Origin of the sequence: Lactobacillus kimbladii, from assembly GCF_000970755.1 — a bacterium.
GTDB lineage: Bacteria > Bacillota > Bacilli > Lactobacillales > Lactobacillaceae > Lactobacillus > Lactobacillus kimbladii.
In genome coordinates this window covers 1,219,894-1,245,544 of record NZ_KQ034007.1, presented here as the reverse complement: position 1 = coordinate 1,245,544, position 25,651 = coordinate 1,219,894, and the positions used below count along the sequence as shown (strand labels likewise).

Here is a 25,651-nt window from a genome sequence, read left to right as displayed (position 1 = left end):
AGCATATACGTTTTCTTAAAATGAAAAACGTAAAGTTCTGGTCTTTTTTGTGGCAGACTTAGTGACTGGTGAAATAGCGATAATCTTTGCTTTTATCAAAGATTACTCCGCGAGCATTTTCACCGTTAGAAATTGAAAATTGTGCGTCTGGATATTTTTCCCGAACTTTATCTTCAAGAAAATCTCGCAGCATGTGATTGTTAGCGAGTACAGAGCCGGTTAATGCGATTTTCATTGGTTTAGGATCTTCGTATCGATTCATGCCAATAATAATATCACGTGCAAGAAGTTCTGCTTGCTCCTTGATTACTGCTAATGCAAAAGGATTACCTTTATCAGCTAGTTGTGCTACATTAACGGCCATTGAGGCAAAGTCAGCGTTTGCTGTTTTATAAAATTTAGCTGTTGCATCATTAAGGTTGTCAACTTTGAATAATTTATTGAACATTGAAATCAGTTCATTTTCTTCTCGTTTGTCCCAACTAAGCAGAGCTGACTTCAAAGCTGATAGTGCAATGGCATATCCGGAACCTTCATCACCTAAAATGGCACCATATCCACCGGTTGTGATAATTCTGCCATTTTGCAAACCATTAAAAACAGAACCAGTCCCTGCAATTACTAAACCACCATCTTCACCTTCAAGCCCATTATAAAGAGCTAAAAGGGAATCAGTAATTGCTCTGGTAGGTAAGTTATCAACTTTTGCTGAAATTTCAGCTGCTATTTCCGGAGCATGACCAACCACAGATAAGCCAGCTATTCCGCATAAAATACGTTGACAATCACCATCGATTTCATCAATTAACTTGTTTATAGCATTGGTAATATTGATTATTGCATTGTCATAATTTGTGTTTACCTGACCTGGTCCAGCTTTAACACGTGCCAGTTCCTGACCTTTTAAGTCATAAGCAATTGCTATAGTATGGGTTCCGCCAGCGTCAACTCCAATTTGAAATTTAAGTGTCATAGTTTGATCTTCTTTCTAAATTTTTTATCCCATCAATATTTTATTACAAATGAATAATTTACAGAAGATTTTTTATGAAGTGTCTATAACTAGTTTATTACTTGTCATTTGCAACTTATCTATTAAAGTTTTTTCAAAACGTTAACATCTCAATAGATTTGTCATCTAGTTTTTGCTAAAATTACACTAGTTTAGTGAGGTTGAGTCTAATTGAATTTTTTTAAGAAAAAACTGAAGACTAAAAATAATAATTCCAAAAAACAAGCTTCTACTCCAATTAGGATGAAGATAATTTTGGGAATTATTTTTGTCCTTTTTGCTACATTAATTGGGCAACTGGCTTATTTGCAAATTGGCTATGGTTCACGCTTCAAAGCTGAAGTGCAAAAATCTAATTCTGCTGTAGTTTCCAGTCAGGTTCCTCGCGGAGTTATGTATGACAGTAAAGGACGCGTATTGGTAGGAAATAAAGCTAAAAATGCTATTACTTATACCAAAAGTGTTTCTACTACGAGTGAAGACATTTATGCAATTTCAAATTCTCTTAGTCAATATATTTCAATTAAAGATGAAAAACCGACACAGCAGCAAGTAACTGATTATTATTTGGCTAATAAAAAAAATAGTGCTAAGGAAGCTGCGAAAGTTCCTAAATCTGTCAGAGCAACTCAGGATGATAATTTAATTAATAAAAGAATCCAAGAGCAGGTTAGTGCTGAACATGTTAAATTAAGTGCACGTGAGAAAACAGCGGCTTTAATTTACAATAAGATTTCTGGAGCATATACTCTTTCTACTATTTATATTAAAAATAATCATCTGACAGATAAAGAAATTGCAGAAGTGGGTGAGCATCTTTCAGATTTGCCCGGTGTAGGCATTGGTACAGACTGGCAAAGATCATATCCCAACGGTTCTTCTATTCGCAGTATTATTGGATCCGTATCAACGGAGAAGGCTGGGTTACCTAGTGATAATTTACAGTATTATTTAACCAATGGCTATTCTAGAAATGACAGAGTAGGTACTTCATATTTGGAAGAAAAATATGAACCACTGCTAAAAGGAACGAAAGCCACGAGTAAAGTTTGGACTAAAAATTCAGGTGATATCGAACAATCGAAAGCGGTATATTCTGGTCAAGCCGGTGCAAGTTTGGTTTTGACTCTTGATGCTAAATATCAAAAAGAAGTTCAAAGTTCATTAGAAAAAATTTATGCTGCGGCTGTTGGTTCTGGGGCTGCTCACTATTCAAATGGTGCCTATGCTGTTGCCATGAACCCCAAAACCGGTGCAATTTTAGCTATGGCGGGAATCAATCGCGACCCCAAAAAGAATAAAACCACTAATAATGCATTAGGCGTAATTAATCAGTCATTTGTAATGGGTTCAGCTGTTAAAGGTGCAATGGTAGGTGGTGGATTAATTAACAAAGTAATTACTCCCACAAATAATGTAATGCCCGATACACCAGTTTACTTGCCAAGTACCCCTGTTAAAAAATCGGTTTATCCAATAGGGACATTTGGGGCACTTGATGCAGAAACTGCGCTTGAAGTTTCTAGTAATATTTACATGATGCATTTAGCAATGAAGTGGATTAAAGCTGATTATGTGCCCAAGAGTTTTATCCACATGCCACAAACAGCATTCGAACCTTTACGACATAATTTTAATATGTTTGGTTTGGGACAAAAGACAGGTATTGACTTGCCGGGCGAAATTTCAGGAATTCAAGGCAAATCATTTAATGATCAAGGATTGGTTCTTTCGGGTTCCGTCTTAGACTTGTCTTACGGCAACTATGATGCTTATACCCTGATTCAAATGGCTCAGTACGTTTCTACTATTGCAAACGGCGGTTATAGAATGCAGCCTTATGTTGTGCAATCAATTGGGCGAACTTCAAATAATGGTCAAAAAATTTATGTGGATTACAATAAGAAGCCAGAAGTGCAGTTACGTATCCCCTGGACTTCAGATGAATTAAATATTGTCAGACAAGGCTTCTGGCGCGTTGTTCATGGTACAAATTCATGGGGTACCGCACATAAATTAAAAAACGTGAAACCTGCTATTTCGGGTAAATCAGGAACAGCTCAGACATTTTATTACGATCCAGATAATCCTAAGCAAAAAAATCCGCCTGAGCTTGTTAATGCTACTTTTGTGGGCTATGCGCCATCAAATAATCCTGAAATAGCTACAGCAGTAATATTTCCGGGACTTGATCCCGAACACGAAGGTTCCTACACATTACAAATGACTAAGGCGATGGTGCAAGACTACTTTAAATTACATAAAAAGTAGAATTTTGTGAATATTACTGGTAATAATAATGGAAAAATGCTAAGATAATACAGTCAGAATAAAAGCGTAGGTGGTGAAAGAAATGGCAGATAACATCATTTTGGAATGCACCGAATGTGGCGATAGAAGTTACTTATCTAAGAAAAACAAGCGTAAGCATCCGGAACGTTTAAGTTTGAAGAAGTATTGCCCAGTTGAAAGACATACTACTCTTCATCGTGAAACTAAGTAATTAACCAATATGGCAGGAGCCTATGCTCCTGCTATTTTTTATATGGAAGAATCATGACAAAATTAAAAAAAGAAATTAGACAACAACAAGTTGAAAAACTAAGCGGCTTTGCGGAAACCGCTGAAAAGAATGCTGAAGATCAGGTTCTACTTAAGAATATTATGAATTCTGAACTCCTTGACAAATGCCAAAGCATTGGGATAACTTCTTCTCTTACTTATGAGGTAGATACCTCAGGTCTAATTGCTCAGCTATGGGATCAAGGAAAAGATGTTTATTTAGCACGGGCTAATGATAACAGTGAACGTTCACAAGATTTTATCTATTATAGTTATATGACCAAGTTAACTAAGTCCAAATTTGGTGTGGCTGAAGTAAGTGAACCGGACGCACAGATTAATAATGATCTTGACTTAATTATTGTGCCTGGACTGGCTTTTGCTTTAGACTCACATCAACGTTTAGGCTTTGGCGGAGGCTATTATGATCGCTTTTTGGCAAAACATCCTAGTTCAAAGACAGTAGCTTTAGTCAATTCAAAAATGATTTTTGAAACTGCAGCATGGAAAATAGAATCAACTGATGTTCCAATTCAAACAATTATCACTCCTGAATCAATTTTATCGAAATAACTGAGGCTATTATGAACCAGCGACAAAACCTGAAAAATTGTTATATAACCGTCAGTATATTGGTTATTCTTTTCTTGGTCTTTTTAATTGAAACTGCAATAGGTGGCTCCGAAAATATCTATGTTTTAATGAAAATGGGAGCTATGAAAAATGATGCTATTGTTATAGGTAATCAGTGGTGGCGCCTGTTCACTGCACAATTTTTACATATTGGAATTATGCATTTAATATCAAATGCAGTAATGATTTATTATCTTGGTGTTTATATGGAAACAATAATAGGTCATTGGCGTTTTTTAGTCATCTATTTACTTTCAGGTATTGGTGGAAACCTTTTAAGCCTGGCTTGGGGAAATGATAATGCCATTAGTGCCGGAGCTTCAACGGCTTTATTTGGACTTTTTGGCGCAATGACTGCTATTGCATTGCAAAATCGGACGAATCCAATTCTTGTTTATCTCGGCAGACAATCATTCTGGCTGGCGTTGATTAATATAGGACTTGACCTTTTTGCTCCTAACATCGATATTCCAGGACATATTGGCGGTTTTATAGCCGGATTTTTAATTGCTGTGATTTTAGGTGAAAAAAACTTGAGAAATTATTCAATAAAAATGCGTGTTGTTGCAGTATGTGCTTTAATAATTTATTGTGTGGCAGCTGTCAGAATGGGTATGGTAATTAACTTATAATGAAAACTCTGTATGATGTGCAACAGCTTTTGGAAAAATACGGTATTTTTGTTCATGTCGGCAAGAGAATTTGGGATATTGAACTGATGGCTCTCGAATTGGACAACATCAATCGTTCGCATTTAATTGACAAACATGATTATTTAGTTGCAAAAATAATACTGCGGCGTGAATACGAATATGAAGAACGCAGAAATAAAAATAAGCATGGCTCTTAAGCTACATTAAGAGTATATTGTTTTTAGAAACTTTTAGTAGGAGAAATACAATTTATGTCAACATTTTTATTAATTCTAGATGCGGTTTTAATTATTGTAATTTTAGCCTTTGTTGCAGTATGGTTATGGAATAAAATCCAGACTAAGCGCTTAGGTGGTGGAGATTTATCAAATGATGAATTTAATAAGGGAATGCGTAAAGCGCAAGTAGTGGATTTACGTGAAAAGGAACCTTTCAAAAGAAAACATATTGATGGAGCAAGAAACTTACCTTACACAATGCTTAAGTATCAATATACTGAATTAAGGTCCGATCTTCCAGTTTATTTATACTCTGATTCTTTATCAGTTACTTTACGTGCTGCCAGATTTTTACAGAAAAAGAACTTTTCTTCTATCAAATGGTTAAAAAATGGCTTTGATGAATGGGACGGTCGCACTAAGAAGTCCAAATATTAATGAGAAAACATGTTTGTTAATTTTCAAACGTGTTTTTTCTATACTATTTATTGAATGAGGGAAAAAGATGCAGAAAGTTCTGGCAATAGTGGGACCAACAGCAATTGGAAAAACCTCTTTGGCAATTCAGCTTGCTCAAAAAGTAAATGCTGAAATAATTTCGGGTGATTCAATGCAGGTTTATAAAGAGGTGGCAATCGGGACTGCAAAAGCAACTAAAGCCGAGCAAAAGACGATTCGACATTACCTTGTTGATACTCAATCAGTTTTTGAACCGTATTCTGTGATAGATTTTATTGAGCAGGCTGAAAAAGCGGTTGAACAAATCACTACCAAAAATAAGCTACCACTGTTAGTGGGTGGTACTGGTTTTTATGTTAATGCACTTTTAAACAAAATGAAATTAGGAGAACCGTCTCGCCAAGAATCAGTGACAACGAAAAAATGGGAAAACTTTTTGCAGGAACATGGTAAAAATGAATTGTGGGCAGAGTTAGACAAGAGAGATCCAGAAGCCGCTCAAAAAATTCCATCAAATAACTCTCGCCGTGTTTTACGGGCGCTGACAGTAATTGAACGTACAGGAAAAAAGTTTTCACAACAGCAGAAAAAAATAAAGGCAAGATATGATTACCTCATTATTGGTCTCAATTCAGATCGTGCTAAAATCTACCGTAGAATTGATTCGCGTGTTGATCAGATGATGGAACAAGGCTTGCTTGAAGAAGCAAAATTTGTTTATCAAAATCGTGCTCAAGAATATACAATCCTGCAGGCTATTGGTTATAAAGAGTTGTTTCCTTATTTTGCAAAACAAGATAACCTTGAAAATTGCATTTCAAATTTAAAAACAGCTTCAAGAAGATATGCTAAGAGGCAGCTGACGTATTTTCGTCATCAATTACCTGTCACTTGGTTTGATCCGCTTAAAGATCCGAATTGTTTAAATAAAATTACACAGAAAGTTGAGGTTTGGTTAAATGAATAACTGGCCAAATGAATTAAATGAAATAGTAGCAGAAACTGACAAACAGATAGCGCCGCAATTAGCAAAAATTGATCAAAATATTCTATTTAATCAAAATAAAGTTTTACAAGCTTTTAAAGACAAAGCTGTTGCTGAATCTGATTTAATTGGCAGTACTGGGTACGGGTCAGATGACAGCGGGCGAGATAAGCTAGATCGTATTTACGCACAGATATTTAACACTGAGGATGCCTTAGTCCGTTCACAGTTTGTTTCTGGTACTCATACTTTGGCTACTGCAATGGCAGGAAATTTGCTGCCAGGTGATGAACTAATCTATTTAACTGGTATGCCTTATGATACATTGCAACAAGTTATTGGAATTGCCGGTAATGGTCGTGGTAGCTTGAAACAATATGGTGTTAAGTTTTCTCACGTTAATTTGTTATCTGATGGCAGTGTTGATTTTGCTTCTGCACGAAAGCTGTTAAAAGAACATCAACCTAAAATGGTTGTCATTCAGCGTTCACGAGGCTACAATACCAGACCAAGTTTTACAGTGGCAAAAATCAAGCCAATGATTAAAATGATCAGGGAAGTTTCGCCGAAAAGTATAGTTTTTGTTGATAACTGTTACGGAGAATTTTCTGAGCAACATGAACCTACTGAATATGGTGCTGATATAATGGCTGGCTCATTAATTAAGAATGCTGGTGGTGGACTGGCAAAAATAGGTGGTTATGTTGTTGGTAAGCACGAACTGATTGAAAACACTGCGGCAAGACTTACGGCCGGTGGTATTGGTCGCGAAGAAGGAGCCAGCTTAAATAATAATCTTGATTATTTTGAGGGCCTTTTTGTGTCACCGAGTGTTACCGGCAATGCTATTAAAGGTGCAATTTACTCATCAGCTTTATTAGAAAAGATGGGATTAGAGGTTTCACCTAAATGGAATGATGAAAGAACTGACTTAATTCAAACAGTGATTTTTCATGATAAAGACAAAATGATCAGATTTGCTAAAACTTTACAGGAAAACTCACCAATTAATTCATTTGTTGATCCTATTCCGAGTAATGATACTGGATATGAAGATCAAGTGATTATGGCTGATGGTTCATTTATTGAAGGTGCAAGTATTGAGTTTTCTGGAGATGGTCCAATTAGACCGCCTTATGCTCTATATATGCAAGGTGGATTAACCTATGCTCATGTGAAAATAGCGATCACAAATGCAGTTAATGAATTATTTTTTCAAAATTAATCAAGGATATTTATAAAAGTAAAGTAAAAGTTTGGTAAAGTTTTAATATTTTTTGTTAGACCACTTTACAAGTTTTTAAACATTTGCTAATCTAAAATCTAGTTTTAAACGAGAAACAAATTTCTAGTTTAGACTGTACCAATTATTGTGTGATTTTTTAGGTGGAGAAGCATGACAAAGAAAATTTCAGCAGATGACATAAGAAAAAGTGTCAAAGAAGAAGATGTCAGATTTATTAGACTGGCTTTCACAGATATCAATGGAACGCTAAAAGCAGTTGAGGTTCCAAATAGTCAGTTAGACAAGGTTCTAGAAAATGACGTACGCTTTGATGGTTCTTCGATTGACGGATTTGTTCGTTTGGAAGAAAGTGATATGATATTATATCCAGATTTTTCCACCTGGTCCGTTTTGCCTTGGGGTGACAGTACAGGTGGTAAAATTGGTTGCTTAACTTGTTCTGTTCATACTACCGATGGTGAACCTTTTGCAGGTGATCCGCGGAATAATCTTAAAAGAGTTATTGGTCAAATGAAAGAATTGGGCTTTACCGCTTTTGATATTGGTTTTGAAGCTGAATTTCATTTACTTAAACTTGATGAAAATGGTAATTGGACTACTCAAGTTCCAGACCATGCCTCATATTTTGATCTAACATCAAATGATGAAAGTGCAAGTTGTCGTCGAGATATTGTTGAAACTTTGGAAAGCATCGGTTTTGAAGTGGAAGCTGCTCACCATGAAGTTGGTGATGGTCAGCAGGAAATTGATTTTAGGTTTGATGACGCTTTGACAACAGCTGATCGTGTGCAAACTTTTAAAATGATTGTGCGTGAGATAGCTAAAAGACATGGCTTATTTGCTACATTTATGGCTAAGCCTCTGCAAGGTCAAGCAGGCAACGGCATGCATACCAACATGTCTTTATTCAAAGGCAGTAAAAATGCATTTTATGATAAAAATAATAAATATCATTTATCCAAGACTGCCTTGTACTTTTTAAATGGCATTTTGGAGCATGCACGTGCCATTACAGCAGTTGGCAACCCGACTGTTAACTCATACAAGCGTTTAATTCCCGGTTTTGAAGCTCCAGTATATATTTCTTGGGCTTCAAAGAATCGTTCTCCTATGGTTAGAGTACCTTCTGCAGGGGAATTAAATACTCGTCTTGAAATGCGTTCTGCTGATCCTACAGCTAACCCGTACTTGCTTTTAGCCGCATGTTTAAGTGCAGGAATGGCTGGAATTAAGGAAGAAAAGATGCCTATGGATCCAGTAACCTGCAACTTATTTGATTTAAGTGAAGCTCAACTTAATGAGATGGGGATCAAACCGCTTCCTTCAACATTGCATAATGCATTAAAGGCATTTAAAAAGGATAAATTAATTCAAGCAGCTCTAGGTGAACATTTGACTCAGAGCTTTATTGATTCTAAAGAATTAGAATGGTCTCAATATACTCAAACTGTTTCTGACTGGGAAAGAAATCGTTACATGGGCTACTAAAACAAATTTGTTTTATAATTAAAAAATCTAGAAACTGAAAATTCATGAATTAGGGAAATAATGTAAAGGCTGATGAAAAATGGGCTAAATTATTTTTCTTGCACATGACCAATAATTTTAAGAGTCTGGGAAAAAACTCTAACTTAACTAAAAAGGCTGACAAATCACGTCAATAAAACGTTGATTTGTCAGTCTTTTTAAATTGTGAAATTTTTTAATTTAACTTCAAAGAGCACTTTTTTATTTTAGAAAAGTTTTTAACCATACGAATTAATTTTGCTATTTAAAAGGAATATCTACATTTTATTTAATAACAGATTATATGTGTTTATTAAGTGTTGCTATGTAATTACTTTTTCATTTAATTCCTAAAATAGTATAAATAAAATAAGAGTTAATAAGATATATAACTTTTTGTGTGCGCTTTCAAAAATACAAATTATATTTATATTATTTTTAAATAAAAAACAAATTTTTAAAATTAAATAATTTATTGACATTTATGACTACATTTATTAGGATTATATTATCTAATAAATTTAACCATATATTATACATAATATCAGGGAGGTAATGTTATTTTAAATAATTTAGGATATTTGAATTAAAAAAATTAATTAATAGTTTAAGAAAGAAAATGCTATGAAGTAAAAAAGCAACTTCAATGTCATGATCAATTGAAGCTGCTTGCAGCAATGTTAAGAATAAATCTATAAAGTGTTTCATCATGCTAAAGATTATATTTATCCTTAACGTTGAAAATTAGTAGCGAGATAAATTAAATTGAACTCACTATTAAAAATTAATAAAATTGTAGAAAGAAATTTATTGTTGTGAAATTTTTACCTTTAATGAAGTAAAAAGATAACAAGCATGTAGATTTAATTATAAAATTTTCTATAAATAAACATCTAAAAATCACATATACACTAGCATAAAGGTTGTACGGAAATTCAATACAACCTTTTTTAGCTGATTTATATTTCTTTGAAAGAAAAAGTACAAAATCATGCAGACTAAAATTTACTTCAAGTTTTTTGCGGGTCGGATAAATAAGATCGTTTTTTAGTACATTTTATTATATGCCAACCTTTAAGTGATAGAATAGATAAGTCAAGTTTAAAGTAAGTGAGGTAAAAATGACAAAAGAAAAATCGGTTTATACTAAAGATGTATTATTAGTTATGGCAGCTTCATTCTTTTTTATGTTTAGTACCATGTTTGTGAACCCTCTGATTAACGGCTATGCTAAAAGTCTAGGAGCTAGCAGCGGCTTTGCAGGCTTAATTGTGGGAATTATGAGTATAGCTGCAATGTTTTTACGACCGATTGCTGGCAATTTGACAGATAAATTTTCAAAATATCGTTTATCTTTTATAGGCGGTATTCTGATAGTGGTCGGTGTAACCGGCTACGTAATAGCTCCAGCAAGCAATTGGCTGCTCCTTTTTCGCTTAATTAACGGTTCAGGCTATGTTCTTTGCACGGTTTGCATGACGACTTGGCTAGCCTTCTTAGTACCACGTGCACATGTTGGGCAGGCAATGGGCTTTTATGGTCTAATGAATGCACTGGCAATGGCTGTTGCTCCAGCGCTAGCTATTAGTATTTATCAAAAAACTGGTTACAGGACTGCTATCATTGCTTCCGCTATTTCGGCTTTTGTGATGGTCATTATCATTCAATTTGTTGGCAATAAAGCCAAACCCAAAGAAGTTAAGCATTCAGAAAAGAAAAAATCATTTTTGCATCTCAAAATCATTCAGAAAAACGTATTGCCGATAGCAATTCTCACTACTTTATTTGCCTTTCCTTATTTTGCCACACAAGCCGATTTGGTCACTTATGTTGAAGAACGGCATTTGAATGTAAATGTCGGCTCCTATTTTTTGATTTATGCCGTCGTATTATTGCTTATTAGAATAGTTTTAAAAAATCTCTTTGATACCGTTAAATTTGGCACTTGGTTTTGGTATAGTGTTGTCGCTACCATGATTTACCTAATTTTGCTGGCAACAATGAAAAATAACTGGGTAATGGCTCTCGCAGCTACTTTTATGGCTATTGGTTATGGCTTAATGTATTCAGTTTTACAGTCAACTGCAATGCTCTTAGCGCCAATTAGTGAGCAGGGCTTAGCAAGTAGCACATTTTACTTAGGTCTCGACTTTGGCATGGCTTTTGGTCCAATAATCATGGGATTTATAAATGACTTATTGCCAGTTAAATATTTTTATTTAGTGCAACTAATTTTAATACCGTTTATGATATTAATTTATTTACCTTACCGCGTTCGTTTGAACGGTGCAATAAGGCACCATTAAACCTTTTTAATAAAAGAAAAACTGACTAGTCTTGTTATAGCAAAAGATTAGTCAGCTTTTAATATCTCATAAAACAATTAGCTTTGCTTTTATTGGAACTTTTTACCCCATTCCCAAGGATCTTCGTGCCAGTTCTTCAAAGCTTCATATTCTGTTGGAGTTATATATTTCATCTCTTTTTCTTTTTGGAGCAGTTCAGGATATGTTAACAGAGGACTGTAGTCAACTTTAGCTTGAGCAAAATTGGCTTTAGTATCTTTTAGATAATAAGTAAATATTGAACTCACGCCGATTACATTACCGCCTTCTTTTTCAGTTGCTTTTACCGCATTAATAACTGACCCACCAGTTGTAATTAAATCGTCGATTAATACAATTCTGTCGTGGCTATTAAAAAGTCCTTCAATTTGTTTACCTTTTCCATGATCTTTTGGTTTTGGCCGTACATAAATCATTGGTAGGTGCAATTTAGCAGCAACCCAGGCCGCATGGGGAATTCCGGCAGTAGCAACGCCACCGATTATACTAACATCTGAATATTTTTCTTTAATAAGAGCTGCTAAATCTGAAGCAATCCAGTCACGCAAGTCTGGATAGGAAACAGTTAATCTTAAATCAGTATAAATGGGAGATAACATGCCACTTGCATAAGTGAATGGTTTGTCAGGGGATATTGTAATAATTTTTTTATCAACTAACTTATTAATAATTTGATCTTGATGCATTTTACTCAAACTCCTTTTTAATTTCTCGATAAACTAAAGCAGGATCTTCAGCCTGCGTAATTGGTCGACCCACTACAAGAGCACTTGAACCAAATTCTTTAGCCTTTTGTGGCGTGGCTATACGCTTTTGATCATCAGTGGTGCTATTTGACAATCTTATTCCCGGTGTTACATATAAAAAGTCAGAACCAACCTGTTTTTTTAATTTTTTTACCTCAAGTGGTGAGCAGATTACACCATCTGCTCCAGCTTTTTTTGCAGTTTGTGCCAGACTAACAACTTGATCAGTCATTGATAATGAACAATTTTGTTCGTTTGCCAAAATCTTTTCCGAAATTGAGGTCAGTTCAGTCACAGCTAATAATTTAGGAGTATTGTTTCCAGTTGGTGTGCCATCTATCAAGCCTTTTTTTGCGGCGTAAATCATTTCACTGCCACCTAGAGCATGAATAGTCGTGCAAAAAATACCTAAATGAGCAATTTGCCTAGCAGCTTGATAAACTGTATTGGGAATATCATGTAATTTAAGATCTAAAAAAATATGATAGCCTTGATTTACTAATTTTTCTACAAAATCGGATCCATAATGGTAATAAAGTTCCATGCCGATCTTTAAGTATGTTTCTTGGGGCTGTCCCAATTTTGCTAGTAATTCATGAACCTTATTTTGGCTGTCAAAGTCCAAAGCTACAAACACTGCTTTTTCCATTAAAAACCTCCACAAAAAAAGTCTATTCTGGTACGAGAGTGCATCAAAATAGACCTTTTATATTTAATTTAAGTCATGTTTTTAACTTGCGGTCTCTCTGTACCGTTTAAAGTTTATCAATAATGAGATTACCATTTTTATTTATAAAATACAATAAAATTTTGTTTTTAAAAAGTAAAGAAATTGTGTAAAATATATCCAAAAATAATTGTACTGACAGTGAGCTTACATTTTTGGAGGGTAATATGACAAATATCAGTGTAAAATTGCCTGGATTTACTTTAAAAAACCCGGTGATGCCGGCTAGTGGTACTTTCGGCTTTGGGGATGTACCAGCAGCAAAAAAATTTGACTTGAATGAACTGGGAGCACTAGTTATTAAAACGACTACACCTAAGCCAAGTTTAGGAAATCCGCAACCCCAAATTGCAGTTTTAGATAATGGCATATTAAATTCAGTTGGGTTGACCAATCCAGGGGTTGATAAGGTTATTAGCGATAAGTTGCCTGCTATTAAAAAGCAATATCCAGCTCTACCAATAATTGCCAGTGTTGGTGGTGAAAGTGAAGATGGCTATTTTGAAGTTGCCCAAAAACTGTCAGATTCAAAAATGGTTACTGCTGTTGAAATTAATGTTTCTTGCCCCAATGTGGCTCAAGGTGGAATGTCATTTGGTGTTCACCCAAGAGTGGTGGAGAAGCTAACTGCTGCAATAAAAAATGCAGTTGATTTGCCCGTTTTTGTAAAGTTGACACCTAATGTAACTGATATAGTGGCATTAGCACAGGCTGCTGAAGCTGGTGGTGCTGATGGCTTATCCTTAATAAATACTGTAACTGGCATGAGGATTAACATTAAGACTCGCAAACCTCTGCTGGGAAATAATTTTGGTGGTTATTCTGGTACTGCAGTGAAGCCCATTGCCTTATACCAGATTAATCAGGTAAGGCGAATTACCAATTTGCCAATTATCGGCATGGGGGGAATTTCCTCTGCTGAAGATGTGGTTGAATTTATGCTTGCTGGTGCTAACGCTGTTGCAGTAGGTAGTGCCCATTTTAAAGATCCTTTAGCTTGTCTTCATATTGTCCATGACTTACCGCAGGTTTTGAATAGTTTGGGAGTCAATGATATTAAAGATTTAGTTGGTCAAGTTGAATATAATTAAAAAAGCTAATATCAGCAATATTTAACTTTACTATTGACAATTTAAGTTTGAAACAGTATATTTAAACAGATGTCCTTTAAAATTAGTCCCGTGAGGCTAGCAAGGAAAGCTCAATTAAGTATTGACTTTTACAAAGCATTTAGTCTCAAATAGATTAAGTGCTTTTTTCATGGGCAATGTACTATAGGAGAAAAAAATGACTAAAGAAATTTGGGACGCTTCAGCAATGAAAAGAGCGTTGACAAGAATTACTTATGAAATCATTGAACGGAATAAGGGCACAGAGGATTTGGTTCTGGTAGGAATAAAAACTCGTGGTGTATATTTAGCTCAACGTATTCGTGATCGTATTCAGAAGCTTGAAGGTGTTGATGTTCCACTCGGTCAACTTGATATTACTTTATATCGTGATGATCGTCATGATGCAACATTAAAACTAGATCCCGTTGTTAATTCGAGTGAACTTGGTGTTGAAATTAGCAATAAACACGTGATTTTAGTTGATGATGTCATTTTTACCGGTCGCACAATCAGAGCCGCAATGGATGCTTTAATGGATAAAGGCAGACCTAGTTCAATTGCCGTTGCCGTTTTAGTTGATCGTGGTCATCGCGAACTACCAATTCGAGCAGATTTCGTTGGTAAAAATATACCAACTTCATCACATGAAGAAATTGCCGTCAATGTAGAAGAAATTGATAATAAAGACAGTGTGGAATTAAAACCATTGCCACAATAAAAAATTAATTCAACCGTTTAATTGGCTCCAGAGAGGGTCAGAAGGGTTTGAGTTCTTTTATTGAGTCTCTAACTATACGAAAAACCCTTTTGCTAAACCTGGAGCTGAAAAAGCTTTAGGTTTATTTTTTTGGAAAAGAGCAAAAATGAAGAATATTAATCTTGTTACCCTAAAATCATTTGTAAGTGTTGAAAGTTTAAGAATTGAAGAAGTAATGGCACTTATCGAGCGAGCAGAATACTTCAAAAACGGTGGAGCTCGTCCGCATTTAACGCATCCCGTTTTTGTCACCAACATGTTTTTTGAAAATTCCAGCAGGACTCACACAAGTTTTGAAATGGCAGAAAGAAAATTGGGTTTAAGTGTAATACCATTTGATCCTGCACACAGTTCAACCAAAAAAGGGGAAACGCTTTATGATACTTCGCTTATTATGGCAGCTCTTGGGATTGATCTTGAAGTTATCAGGCATACTGAAAATGAATACTATAACCAACTGATACATCCCAAACAAAACCAACATCTTGATATTGGTGTCATCAATGCAGGAGATGGTAGTGGGCAGCACCCTTCACAATGTATGCTTGATATGATGACAATTCATGAGCATTTTGGACATTTTAAGGGTCTTAAAGTAGCTATCGTAGGAGATATTACTAATTCGCGAGTTGCTAAAAGTAATATGGAACTTTTGACCAGACTGGGAGCCAAGGTTTATTTCTCTGGTCCTGATTATTGGTATGACAAACAATACGATAAGTATGGTGAATATAAGCCCATTGATGACTTGATAAATCAAATGGACGTGATGATGTTGTTAAGAGTGCAGCATGAACGACACGCAGGTGATCCTAACGAAGCAAATTTTGACGCCAAAAGCTACCATGAAAAATTTGGTATTAATCAAAAAAGGTATGAGCAAATGAAAGATGATGCTATTATCATGCACCCAGGTCCCATTAATCATGATGTTGAACTTAGCGGTGACTTAGTTGAAGCTCCTAAGTGTCGGTTTGTAAGGCAAATGGAAAATGGCGTTTTTATGAGAATGGCAATGATTGAAGCAGTTATGCGAGGACGTAAATTAGGGGGATTGTCCTGATGGCAACTGTAATTAAAAATGGCTATATCTATACCAACGGAGAAATAGTGCATGGTGACCTTTTAATTAAAAATGGCCTAATTTCTGCAATTGGTACTGATTTGAAAGCGGAAAATATAATTGATGCCAAAAAGCAATTAATTAGCCCTGGACTTATCGATGTCCATGTTCATTACAGAGATCCGGGACAAACTGATAAAGAAAACGTCAAAACAGGGTCACTAGCAGCAGCACATGGTGGCTTCACTACGGTTTGTGCAATGCCAAATGTAGTCCCTGTACCCAACACGCCAGAGCTGATGCGTAAAATGGTGAAAAACAACTGTGAAAATGGTGTAATTCATGTTTTGCAATATGCACCAATTACAGTTAATGAAGATACTAATGAAATTCCTGATTATGCCGCTCTAAAAAAAGCTGGCTGCGTTGCACTGAGCAATGATGGCAAAGGTGTGCAGAATGCGTACACGATGTATCTGGCAATGCAAAAGGCACAAGCTAATAATTTAATTATTGCCGAACATGCTCAAGATGATTCGTTGTTCAATCAAGGCGTGATAAATGAAGGTAGAAAAGCAAGTGAATTTAATTTAGCTCCGATTACTGAATTAGCTGAAACTACTCAAATTGCCCGAGATTTATTATTGGCGCAAAAGACTGGCGCTCATTACCATGTTTGCCATGTTTCTACTAAAAAAAGTGTTGAATTGATCAGAATTGCTAAAAGCAAAGGTATTAATGTTACCTGCGAAGTTGCTCCTCATCATCTTCTATTAGGAGAAGAAAATATTATTAGTGATAATGCTAACTTTAAAATGAATCCGCCTTTGAGAACCAAAGCAGATCAAGAAGCACTTATAGCTGGATTGCTTGATGGCACAATTGACATGATAGCTACTGATCATGCACCTCATACTGCAAGTGATAAACAAAATGGTTTTGCTGAGGCTGCATTTGGTATTGTTGGCAGTGAAACGGCTTTTTGCGAACTTTACACTAAATTTGTTAAAACTGGTATTTTTACTCTGGAGCAGTTAATAAATTGGCTCACTTTGGCTCCCGCCACAGCTTTTGGATTAACAAAAGCTGGAAAAATAGCTTTAGGTCAACCGGCAGATATTGCAATTTTCGATCTTCATAAAAAAGAAGCTATTAATGCAGCTAATTTTAAGTCTAAAGGGAAAAATACTCCTTTTAATAATGATGCAGTTTACGGTCAAACAGTTTTAACAATGGTTGATGGCCAGATTGTTTTTCAAAGTGAGGAAAGTAAATGAGATATTTAATTTTAGAAGATGGCAGTGTATATGCTGGCGAAGGCTTTGGTGGAAGCCAAACCACTAAAGGCGAAGTAGTCTTCACCACCGGAATGACAGGTTATCAAGAGGCTATTACAGATCAATCATATGCAGATCAAATTTTAGTTTTTACTAACCCATTAATTGGCAATTATGGGATCACACTAGCAGATTATGAGTCACTCGAACCAGGCATAAAAGGAGTGATTTGCCATGAAGTGGCACGTCATCCTGATAATTGGCGCATGCAAACTACTTTACCAGATTTTTTAAAGGGATTAGATGTGCCTGGTATTCAAGGAATAGATACCAGAAAATTAGTTAAAAAATTACGCGCCCACGGCACAATGAAGGGTCAAATTTGTGATTCTAGGGAGAAAGCTGCTGAAATTGCAGAGCAGTTAAAAGCAAGTCAGCTTTCAAAGGGCGTAGTTAAGAGAGTTGCGACTACAAAATCTTATCCTGTACCAGGCTCAAAGCGCAATATTGTTGTAGTCGATTTTGGCTTAAAAAACAGCATCTTGCGTGAATTAAGCCAACGAGATTGCAACTGTATCGTTCTGCCTTATACTACATCAGCTGAAAAAATTTTATCTCTTCATCCGGACGGCGTTTTGCTTTCTAATGGACCTGGAGATCCTCTAGAAATGAAAGATGCCGTTAAAATGGTTCAAGAAGTGGAAAAGCAGATCCCACTAATGGGAATTTGCATGGGTCACCAGGTTTTTGCTCTGGCTAATGGTGCAAAAACTTACAAAATGAAATTTGGTCATCGCGGATTTAATCACCCCGTACGTGAAATTGCCACAGGTAACATTGGGTTTACTTCTCAAAATCATGGCTATGCTGTTAGTCGGGATTCAATTGATTCTGATAATTTAATGATTACACATGTTGAAGTTAATGATGGGACTGTAGAAGGTTTGCGGCATAAGAAATATCCTGCTTTTTCCGTGCAATTTCATCCTGATAGTACACCGGGCCCGCACGATGAAGAAGGCATCTTTGATTACTTTATGCAAATGATTGACCAAAGAAAGGACGTTGAAAATCATGCCTAAAAGAACTGATATTAAAAAAATAATGGTAATTGGTTCAGGCCCAATTATTATTGGCCAAGCTGCAGAATTTGATTATTCGGGCACGCAAGCATGTCTGGCACTGCGTGAAGAAGGCTATGAAGTGGTACTGGTCAATTCTAATCCTGCTACAATTATGACCGATACTTCAATAGCTGATAAGGTTTATATTGAACCGTTAACTGTGGAATCTGTATCGCGTATTATCCGTAAGGAATTTCCTGATGCAATTTTGCCAACTTTAGGTGGTCAAGTTGGTTTAAATATGGCTTTATCATTAGCTAAAAGTGGTATTTTAGATGAATTAAACATCGAATTATTGGGGACAAAGCTTGATTCAATTGAACAGGCAGAAGACAGAGAAAAGTTTAAAGAGCTCTGTCAAAAATTAGGGGAGCCTGTGCCACCATCAACTAGTGTTAAGACAGTACAAGAGGCATTAGATTTTGGAGATAAGATTGGTTATCCCATAATCGTGCGTCCAGCTTTCACTATGGGTGGAACCGGCGGCGGTATTTGTAATGACAGGGATGAACTAGCTAAAATTGCTAAAAACGGTTTGGAATTGTCACCAGTTACCGAATGCTTAATTGAGCGTTCAATTGCAGGATATAAAGAAATTGAATTTGAAGTCATGAGAGATCATGACGATAATGCCATGATTGTTTGTTGTATGGAAAACTTCGATCCTGTTGGTATTCATACGGGCGACTCAATTGTTTTTTCACCGTCTCAGACATTATCTGATAAGGAATATCAGATGTTACGGGATTGTTCTTTAAAACTTATTCGGGCACTAAAAATTGAAGGTGGTTGCAATGTTCAATTAGCCCTTGATCCAAACAGTTTTAATTATGATGTCATTGAGGTTAATCCCCGGGTTTCGCGTTCTTCTGCATTAGCGTCAAAGGCTACTGGCTATCCCATTGCCAAGATGGCTGCTAAAATCGCTGTGGGTCTGACTTTAGATGAAATTAAAAATCCGGTAACAGGCACTACATTTGCCGAATTTGAACCAGCATTGGACTATGTGGTCTGCAAGATCCCTCGTTGGCCCTTTGATAAGTTTGCCAAAGCAAATCGTGAACTGGGAACCCAAATGAAAGCAACTGGAGAAGTCATGGCGATTGGCAGGACAGCTGAAGAGGCGTTTCAAAAAGCTGTGCGCTCTTTAGAAATTGACCAAAAAGATTTTTATTCAACTGAAGCACATGATGCGAGTGATGAAGAGCTGGAAAATAAGCTGGTTAAAGCGCAAGATGACCGTCTCTTTTATTTAGCTGAAGCTTTCCGCAGGGGCTATTCAATGTCTGATGTTCATGAATTGACTAAAATAAACTTCTATTTTTTAGATATTGTTAAGCATATTGTTGATTTAGAAAAATCAATTGCAGCTGGCCCTGATGATCTGGCAGTGCTCAAAAATGCCAAAAAGTACGGCTTTAGTGATCATACTATTGCCAATTTGTGGCACGAAGATGAAGATCATGTGCGTAATTTACGCAAGAGAAATCATCTTTTACCCGTTTACAAAATGGTTGATACATGTGCTGGGGAATTCGTCTCAGAAACACCATACTTTTACTCTACTTATGATACGGAAAATGAGAGTGAAAAAACTGCCAAGAAATCGGTCTTGGTTGTTGGTTCAGGACCTATCAGGATTGGTCAAGGTGTGGAATTTGACTACGCCACTGTGCATTGCGTTAAAGCATTACAAAAGATGGGTTATGAAGCTATTGTCATTAATTCAAATCCCGAAACCGTTTCAACCGACTTTTCGGTGTCAGATAAATTATACTTTGAGCCACTCACTTTAGAAGATGTCTTAAATGTCTGTGATCTTGAGCAGCCTGAAGGTGTAATTATCCAGTTTGGTGGTCAAACTTCAATTAATTTGGCAGCTGGGCTAGAAAAGCATGGTGTTAAAATCTTGGGTACCAGTGTGGAAGACCTGAACAGAGCTGAAGATCGCGAATTATTTGATCAAGTAGTAAAAGAATTGGGCTTAAAGCAACCGCAAGGAATTACGACTACTACACATGATGGTGTTATCAAAGCAGCAAACAAGTTGGGGTATCCGGTTTTAGTCAGACCAAGTTATGTTTTGGGTGGAAAAGCAATGGAAATTGTTTATAATCAGCCAGAACTTGAAGACTATTTGCAAAATCATGTGGATATTGCAAGCAGTCATCCAATCTTAGTTGATGATTATCTTGATGGGCGCGAGTGTGATGTCGATGCAATTTGCGATGGCGAAAGGGTCCTTATTCCCGGAATAATGGAACATATTGAACATGCTGGAGTTCACTCCGGAGATTCCATGGCTGTTTATCCCGCTCAAACATTTTCTCCCGCAATTAAACAAAAAATAGCGGACATTACTAAGAAGTTAGCGTTAAAGCTTAATTGTCGCGGAATAATGAATTTGCAGTTAATTGAGCGCAATGGTGAAATTTATATTATTGAGGTCAATCCTCGTGCTAGTCGTACTGTACCTTTTTTAAGTAAGATTACTTCTATTGAAATGGCGCAGGTGGCAACAAGAGTAATTATGGGTGAAAGCTTACAGGAGCAGGGTTATGATGATGGCCTGGCACCAGAAACCAAAATGATTAGTGTTAAAGCCCCAGTATTCTCATTTAGCAAGCTTTCTGATGTTGACAGCTACTTAGGACCGGAAATGAAGTCAACTGGTGAGGTCATGGGTAGTGATTTTAGTTTTCCTAAGGCACTTTACAAAGCCTTCTCAGGTGCAAACATGCATATTCCGGACAGTGGCAATATTTTATTAACAATCGAAGATCGTGATAAACAAGAAATTTTGCCTATTGCCAAAAGATTTGCCCAAATCGGTTACCGTATTTTTGCTACCAGTGGTACAGCAACATTTTTAAAACAAAATCATTTACATGTTGCTTTGGTAGATAAAATTCATGAAGATACTGACACAAACATTCTAAATGAATTAAAAGACGGCAAAATCGACTTGGTAATCAACACTATGGGACATGATTTGGCTAAAACTTCTGACGGCTTTGTCATTCGTCAAACAGCCATTCAGCAAAACATTCCGCTAATTACCAGTTTGGATACTGCACGTGCATTGCTAACTGCTTTAGAAAACAGGTCGTTTGCTACAATAAACATAAAATAGAATTTTCCAATTTAATTTAAAAAAGCAACTGTGTTAAAAATGATATGACCCCCAAATTAGGATAAATTTGGGGGTCATTTTTATGTTCCACCTTGAGAGGTACCGATATATATAAAATCCAAGTTATTTAGTGCTAAATTTAATGGCGGTTTTAGACAGATCGATTGTGTAATCTGTATTTTCAAGAGGTCTTTTCGTCATTCCCTGGTCAGTTGAATAAATAATTAAGCAAAGCTTGCTGCCTGCCGGCATTGTGTAATAAGTTGGTTGTAATTTAAATTGCAAGTCATAAAACTCACCGGCTTTAATACTACTTGGCTTTTTCATATCTGCATAATTCTGCAGATTCATGTGCGCCTTGGTAATCAATTTGGCGTGAGTTAGTTTGTCAGGCATAAATTCTTGTAAAGAGTCAAGTTGAAAATGGAAGCCCAGTTCTTGTCCACCAGGCATTAAAATTTTAGGGGTAGGAGTCAAACGCTTGCGATCAGCAATTTCTACTAAAGCAACAGAAATCTGTCCTTTGTTAAGGCTGGATGCAACACTCAGCCGTATTTCCGGTCGTCCCACAATTGTTACTGGATGAATAAATTCATCGGTGGTAAAACGCAAGCTGGCTTTTGCCCACTTTTCTTCACCACAAATAAATTGGTATTGCCAGTCATTCTCAGAAATTTTTGCCTTCTTAAATTCAGTTCCGCCAGTATCAGTAAAGGAAAGTTTTTGCTTGCTGCTAGTATCTTTGGTTAACTCATTATCGGAATTAGGGAAATAAACAGTTTCGCTGCCAATGTCATTACTCCAATCCTTTTCTTTGTGCCACTGATCTGCTTTTAGGTTATCTTGAATAAGCACAGTTGGCCACTGATTATAGGCGTTATTTTCAATGCCCAAGAGTTCATGAACCAGCCATAAGTTCATTAGGTCAGTAAAATCAATTGAAACCAAATTATTCATATTATAATGGGGTCCCTGATGCAAGAAAAGGTGATGTGCAATAGGAAGGTCTTTGACCTTTTGCCAAACTTTATAGACGTTCTTAGGCTTGACATTCCAGTCATTTAAACCATGGACGCTAATCCAGGAGCATTTAATATTATCAGTATGATGGCGATAGTTGCGTTTTTCCCAGAAATCTGAATACTGACCAGTCTTGCGATCGGCCTTTTCTAATAAAATCTTCTGCATTTCGTCAAATTTAGGTTTTATTCTTAAATAATCTCCAGCATCCCACAAGTTAGACTGACAAGTTTCTGCAAGCATATCCAGATCTTCACCTTGGCAATCTTCTGGTGCAATCACCAAGCCATGTTCGCGGTAATAATCATACCAAGAAGAAATAGCAGCTTCAGAAATAACTGTTTTCAAGCCAGGTACACCTGTAGTAGCAATGGCTATTTGCAGAGTGCCTAAATAGGAACGACCAGTCATCCCAATTTTTTTATTACACCAAGTTGCTTTGGTTTCGTGCTGCCTTGTTCTATCAGTATAAGCAACGCGATCTCCGTGTAGCCATTCAATTATTTCCTTGGCACTTTCGGTTTCTTCTGGAGCACCAGTAATTCTAAGACCATCACTGCCCCGTGTTCCGATAGCACCAGCAAACACACTGGCAAAGCCACGAGCTAGCATATATTCGTTCAAACCGTAAGAAGATTTGCCGACAGCCTGTTCTACCGGTTTGTATGAGCTTTCACTATCCAGAGGCTTTTTGGCTTTAACAATTGCAGAAGCCTGATATTGTGGGTTAGTCCACTCAGTCGCATCAGTCAAATTTTCATCTACGTTGTGGTTGCGCTTTTCGTTATCAATGATGCCGCCAAAATAGGGGCTGGCAGTGTAAAGAGCGGGAACCGGTAAGGTTTCGCTTTCAATTGGACGAAATATTGTCGTTTGCAAAAGGTCACTTTTGCCATCACCGTCTGTGTCCAAATCACTTTCAACATAAACAACTTCACGGATTATCTTGCTGGTATCAAAAACAGGCATACTTTTACCATTAAAAAAGAGAAACTTATTCTGCGCAAATTCCGTTTTTCTATTGTAAAAATAGCCTTGACCAGCCATGACGTCTATTAACAGTTGTCCATTTTTAGCGCGCGTATTAAGCAAACGATAGAAAGCTTGAATAAGAGACTGCTTGTCATTAATTTTCTCAATATAAGGTAATGCCTGCTTTTTCATAAAAGCCAAAGGGTCATTTAGCTGATAATCGTAGCCAACATGATAGCCAAGAAGCTGCAATGCAACATTATAAAATTGGTTAGAAGCAATTTCCTCGGGATTGGTATCTAAAAAAGCATTAAGAGGCTGGACACTTGAAACTGCAAACTCAGCTAATTTTGCTTTGCGAGCACTTTCGTCGCGGGGGCTAATCACTGCCACTGCATTTGCGATCAGCTCTCCTAAAAGATTGGAAAAAGAGCGTTTTTCATAATCTATTGGCAAAAATTTAATTTGCAATAATTCTTTAACTTCTGTTTTGTAATCAGTTTCCACATAAGCGTATTGGTTATACTTCATAAAATTCTCCTTTTTGTATTATTTTACCTGTTAACAATGATATTAGAAAGCTGATTAATAAAAAAGAAGGTACTGTTTTCAATACCTCCTTTTTAAATATTAAATTTATAACCAAACTTTTTCGTAAATTTTTTCATTAAAACCGCAGGTCAGTTTTTTACCTTCAACAACCAGAGGCCTTTTTATTAGTTTTCCATTTTTGGACATCATGTCAGCGGCATCTGCAATTGACATATCTGCAATTTGATCTTTAAGGTGTAATTTGCGATAGTCTTGACCGTGAGTGTTAAAAAAATATTTTAAGCCGCGATCTTGATGCTGGCTCAGCCATTCTACTAGATCTTCTTTTTTTGGCGGTTCTTCGACCAAATCTTGAAAATCGAACTCAACATTGTGCTCCGTCAGCCATTTTTGAGCAGCCCTTGAAGTAGAGCAACGCTTGTAACCATAGAATTTTATCATATTCATACTCTCCTTTACTTCAATTATAGCAATAAGACTGATAAACCAGAAGAGTAGAGTATTTTAAACTAACTGAAATCCAGTTCAAAGTCTTTACTAGTGAAAAGATGAACTTTGTTATTAAAAAGGTAATTCATTGCGATGCCTAATGCAATAGGTAACACGAAGAAAAGAACAGCAATTAATATAATATTAACCAAATTCGCTGGGCGATTTGCCATGGCGGCAATAGGGCCAATTAAACCTGAAAAGCCAAATCCTGCACTCATTGGTGTACCCTGAATTTGAAATACTGCGCCTAAGGCACCCATTATACCGGCATTAATTAAAAGCGGGATAAGTAATTTGGGATTAGTCATTAGATTAGCCATTTGCATTTTAGGAGAACCTAAGAAGTGGGCAATTGATGTACCAAAACTATTTGCTTTCCAACCGAAAACAGCTAAAGAGAAAGCAACGGCTGTGATACCTAAATTGGCAGAACCGGAAGCTATGCCAGAAATGCTTATCGCGGTGGCAATACCGACTGAAGAAATAGGGGAAACGATAAGTAATCCAAATACTATTCCCATCAACATTCCCATAATAATTGGTTGCAATGCCGTCAATTTTTCAACTCCGACACCGATCAAACTAGTTAATTGGCCAACAGGGATGCGGGTAAGACAGCCAATTCCTCCAGCTATTAGCAGAACAAGTAATGGAACTAATAGAATTGTGTATGCTTTCAATTTCTTACCAAAAAACAAAACTAAGCCGTAAGCTATCATAATAGTAATGGCCGTATTAATAACGTCACCACTGCCCATAACCCCAACCTTGCCTTTGTTCATCACAAAGTTACCAGCTCCAGCTGTTGCCGCTAAGGCAATAGATGAAGTTTGGATGGGTGTTAATTTACCAGTCATACCAACACAGACGGCACTGATTGCTGGCAATAATGCCGAAGCAAAGGTGGTCAAAGCTAAAATAAAGCTTAATTGTGGCATGCTTGGCAAGAGTGCTTTTACCAACTGATTAATTAAGGCTCCAGGAATTAAAGCTACAACTATACCTGTTGATAAGCCATTTAGTGTATCTAACGTAATCTTTTTTAAAGTATTCATTT

Annotated in this window: 22 protein-coding genes; 16 read left to right on the top strand and 6 right to left on the bottom strand. The window is 36.5% G+C overall.

Annotated elements, in window-relative coordinates; translation table 11 throughout:
- Positions 1-58: 58 nt before the first annotated feature.
- Positions 59-973, bottom strand: a complete 915-nt coding sequence (locus JF75_RS06230; RefSeq protein ID WP_046332309.1) for an N-acetylglucosamine kinase — start codon at positions 971-973, stop codon at positions 59-61.
- Positions 974-1,255: 282 nt separating this feature from the next.
- Between JF75_RS06230 and JF75_RS06225 the strand changes: the two genes are divergently transcribed.
- The 10 genes from JF75_RS06225 (at position 1,256) to JF75_RS06185 (ending at position 11,580) form a co-directional block, all read left to right on the top strand.
- Positions 1,256-3,283 (top strand): peptidoglycan D,D-transpeptidase FtsI family protein, encoded by a 2,028-nt coding sequence (locus tag JF75_RS06225; protein ID WP_379859273.1) that lies wholly within the window; start codon positions 1,256-1,258, stop codon positions 3,281-3,283.
- Positions 3,284-3,365: 82 nt separating this feature from the next.
- Entirely contained in the window at positions 3,366-3,515 is a 150-nt protein-coding gene (rpmG, locus tag JF75_RS10360; RefSeq protein ID WP_081945351.1) for a 50S ribosomal protein L33, read from the top strand.
- A 53-nt stretch (positions 3,516-3,568) separates the two neighbouring features.
- Positions 3,569-4,147 (top strand): 5-formyltetrahydrofolate cyclo-ligase, encoded by a 579-nt coding sequence (locus JF75_RS06220; protein WP_046332307.1) that lies wholly within the window; start codon positions 3,569-3,571, stop codon positions 4,145-4,147.
- Between the two features lie 11 nt (positions 4,148-4,158).
- Positions 4,159-4,839, top strand: coding sequence for a rhomboid family intramembrane serine protease (locus tag JF75_RS06215; protein ID WP_046332306.1), 681 nt, complete (start codon positions 4,159-4,161; stop codon positions 4,837-4,839).
- On the top strand, positions 4,839-5,057 hold the full coding sequence (locus tag JF75_RS06210; RefSeq protein ID WP_034980203.1) for a YqgQ family protein: 219 nt from the start codon (positions 4,839-4,841) through the stop codon (positions 5,055-5,057). Before JF75_RS06215 ends, JF75_RS06210 begins: the two co-directional genes overlap by 1 nt.
- A gap of 54 nt (positions 5,058-5,111) precedes the next feature.
- Positions 5,112-5,516, top strand: a complete 405-nt coding sequence (locus tag JF75_RS06205) for a rhodanese-like domain-containing protein (protein WP_046332305.1) — start codon at positions 5,112-5,114, stop codon at positions 5,514-5,516.
- A gap of 67 nt (positions 5,517-5,583) precedes the next feature.
- Positions 5,584-6,504, top strand: coding sequence for a tRNA (adenosine(37)-N6)-dimethylallyltransferase MiaA (miaA, locus tag JF75_RS06200; RefSeq protein ID WP_046332304.1), 921 nt, complete (start codon positions 5,584-5,586; stop codon positions 6,502-6,504).
- The gene (locus JF75_RS06195) at positions 6,497-7,747 is read left to right on the top strand and encodes a methionine gamma-lyase family protein (protein WP_045928291.1); all 1,251 of its coding nucleotides are present in this window, start codon (positions 6,497-6,499) and stop codon (positions 7,745-7,747) included. The genes miaA and JF75_RS06195 overlap by 8 nt, the downstream gene beginning before the upstream one ends.
- Positions 7,748-7,918: 171 nt before the next feature.
- Positions 7,919-9,256: a type I glutamate--ammonia ligase gene (gene glnA, locus JF75_RS06190; protein WP_046332303.1), complete on the top strand. Its 1,338-nt coding sequence runs from the start codon at positions 7,919-7,921 to the stop codon at positions 9,254-9,256.
- Positions 9,257-10,395: 1,139 nt separating this feature from the next.
- Entirely contained in the window at positions 10,396-11,580 is a 1,185-nt protein-coding gene (locus tag JF75_RS06185; protein ID WP_046332302.1) for an MFS transporter, read from the top strand.
- Positions 11,581-11,669: 89 nt separating this feature from the next.
- Here JF75_RS06185 and pyrE read toward each other — a convergent pair whose 3' ends face one another.
- Entirely contained in the window at positions 11,670-12,305 is a 636-nt protein-coding gene (pyrE, locus tag JF75_RS06180; RefSeq protein ID WP_046332301.1) for an orotate phosphoribosyltransferase, read from the bottom strand.
- Between the two features lies 1 nt (position 12,306).
- Positions 12,307-13,014, bottom strand: coding sequence for an orotidine-5'-phosphate decarboxylase (gene pyrF / locus JF75_RS06175; protein ID WP_046332300.1), 708 nt, complete (start codon positions 13,012-13,014; stop codon positions 12,307-12,309).
- 245 nt (positions 13,015-13,259) lie between these two features.
- On the opposite strand from pyrF, the gene JF75_RS06170 reads away from it, so the two are divergent.
- The 6 genes from JF75_RS06170 to carB all read left to right on the top strand — a co-directional run bounded on the left by JF75_RS06170 (position 13,260) and on the right by carB (position 21,558).
- On the top strand, positions 13,260-14,183 hold the full coding sequence (locus JF75_RS06170) for a dihydroorotate dehydrogenase (protein WP_046332299.1): 924 nt from the start codon (positions 13,260-13,262) through the stop codon (positions 14,181-14,183).
- Between the two features lie 196 nt (positions 14,184-14,379).
- Positions 14,380-14,922 carry a bifunctional pyr operon transcriptional regulator/uracil phosphoribosyltransferase PyrR gene (gene pyrR, locus JF75_RS06165; RefSeq protein WP_046332298.1) on the top strand — a complete coding sequence of 181 codons (543 nt, stop codon included), beginning with the start codon at positions 14,380-14,382 and terminating at the stop codon, positions 14,920-14,922.
- Positions 14,923-15,067: 145 nt separating this feature from the next.
- The gene (locus tag JF75_RS06160) at positions 15,068-16,024 is read left to right on the top strand and encodes an aspartate carbamoyltransferase catalytic subunit (RefSeq protein ID WP_046332297.1); all 957 of its coding nucleotides are present in this window, start codon (positions 15,068-15,070) and stop codon (positions 16,022-16,024) included.
- Positions 16,024-17,301: a dihydroorotase gene (locus tag JF75_RS06155; RefSeq protein ID WP_046332296.1), complete on the top strand. Its 1,278-nt coding sequence runs from the start codon at positions 16,024-16,026 to the stop codon at positions 17,299-17,301. Before JF75_RS06160 ends, JF75_RS06155 begins: the two co-directional genes overlap by 1 nt.
- Positions 17,298-18,383 (top strand): carbamoyl phosphate synthase small subunit, encoded by a 1,086-nt coding sequence (locus JF75_RS06150; RefSeq protein ID WP_046332295.1) that lies wholly within the window; start codon positions 17,298-17,300, stop codon positions 18,381-18,383. The genes JF75_RS06155 and JF75_RS06150 overlap by 4 nt, the downstream gene beginning before the upstream one ends.
- Positions 18,376-21,558, top strand: a complete 3,183-nt coding sequence (gene carB, locus JF75_RS06145; RefSeq protein ID WP_046332294.1) for a carbamoyl-phosphate synthase large subunit — start codon at positions 18,376-18,378, stop codon at positions 21,556-21,558. The genes JF75_RS06150 and carB overlap by 8 nt, the downstream gene beginning before the upstream one ends.
- Before the next feature lie 123 nt (positions 21,559-21,681).
- On the opposite strand, the gene JF75_RS06140 is transcribed toward carB, so the two are convergent.
- From JF75_RS06140 to JF75_RS06130, 3 genes are all read right to left on the bottom strand, one after another.
- Entirely contained in the window at positions 21,682-24,081 is a 2,400-nt protein-coding gene (locus JF75_RS06140) for a Xaa-Pro dipeptidyl-peptidase (protein ID WP_046332293.1), read from the bottom strand.
- A 105-nt stretch (positions 24,082-24,186) separates the two neighbouring features.
- A complete protein-coding gene (locus JF75_RS06135; protein ID WP_045928279.1) occupies positions 24,187-24,543 on the bottom strand; it encodes an arsenate reductase family protein in 357 nt (118 codons plus the stop codon).
- 68 nt (positions 24,544-24,611) lie between these two features.
- Complete coding sequence (locus tag JF75_RS06130; RefSeq protein WP_046332292.1) at positions 24,612-25,649, bottom strand: PTS sugar transporter subunit IIC; 1,038 nt, start codon at positions 25,647-25,649, stop codon at positions 24,612-24,614.
- Positions 25,650-25,651 lie beyond the last annotated feature (2 nt).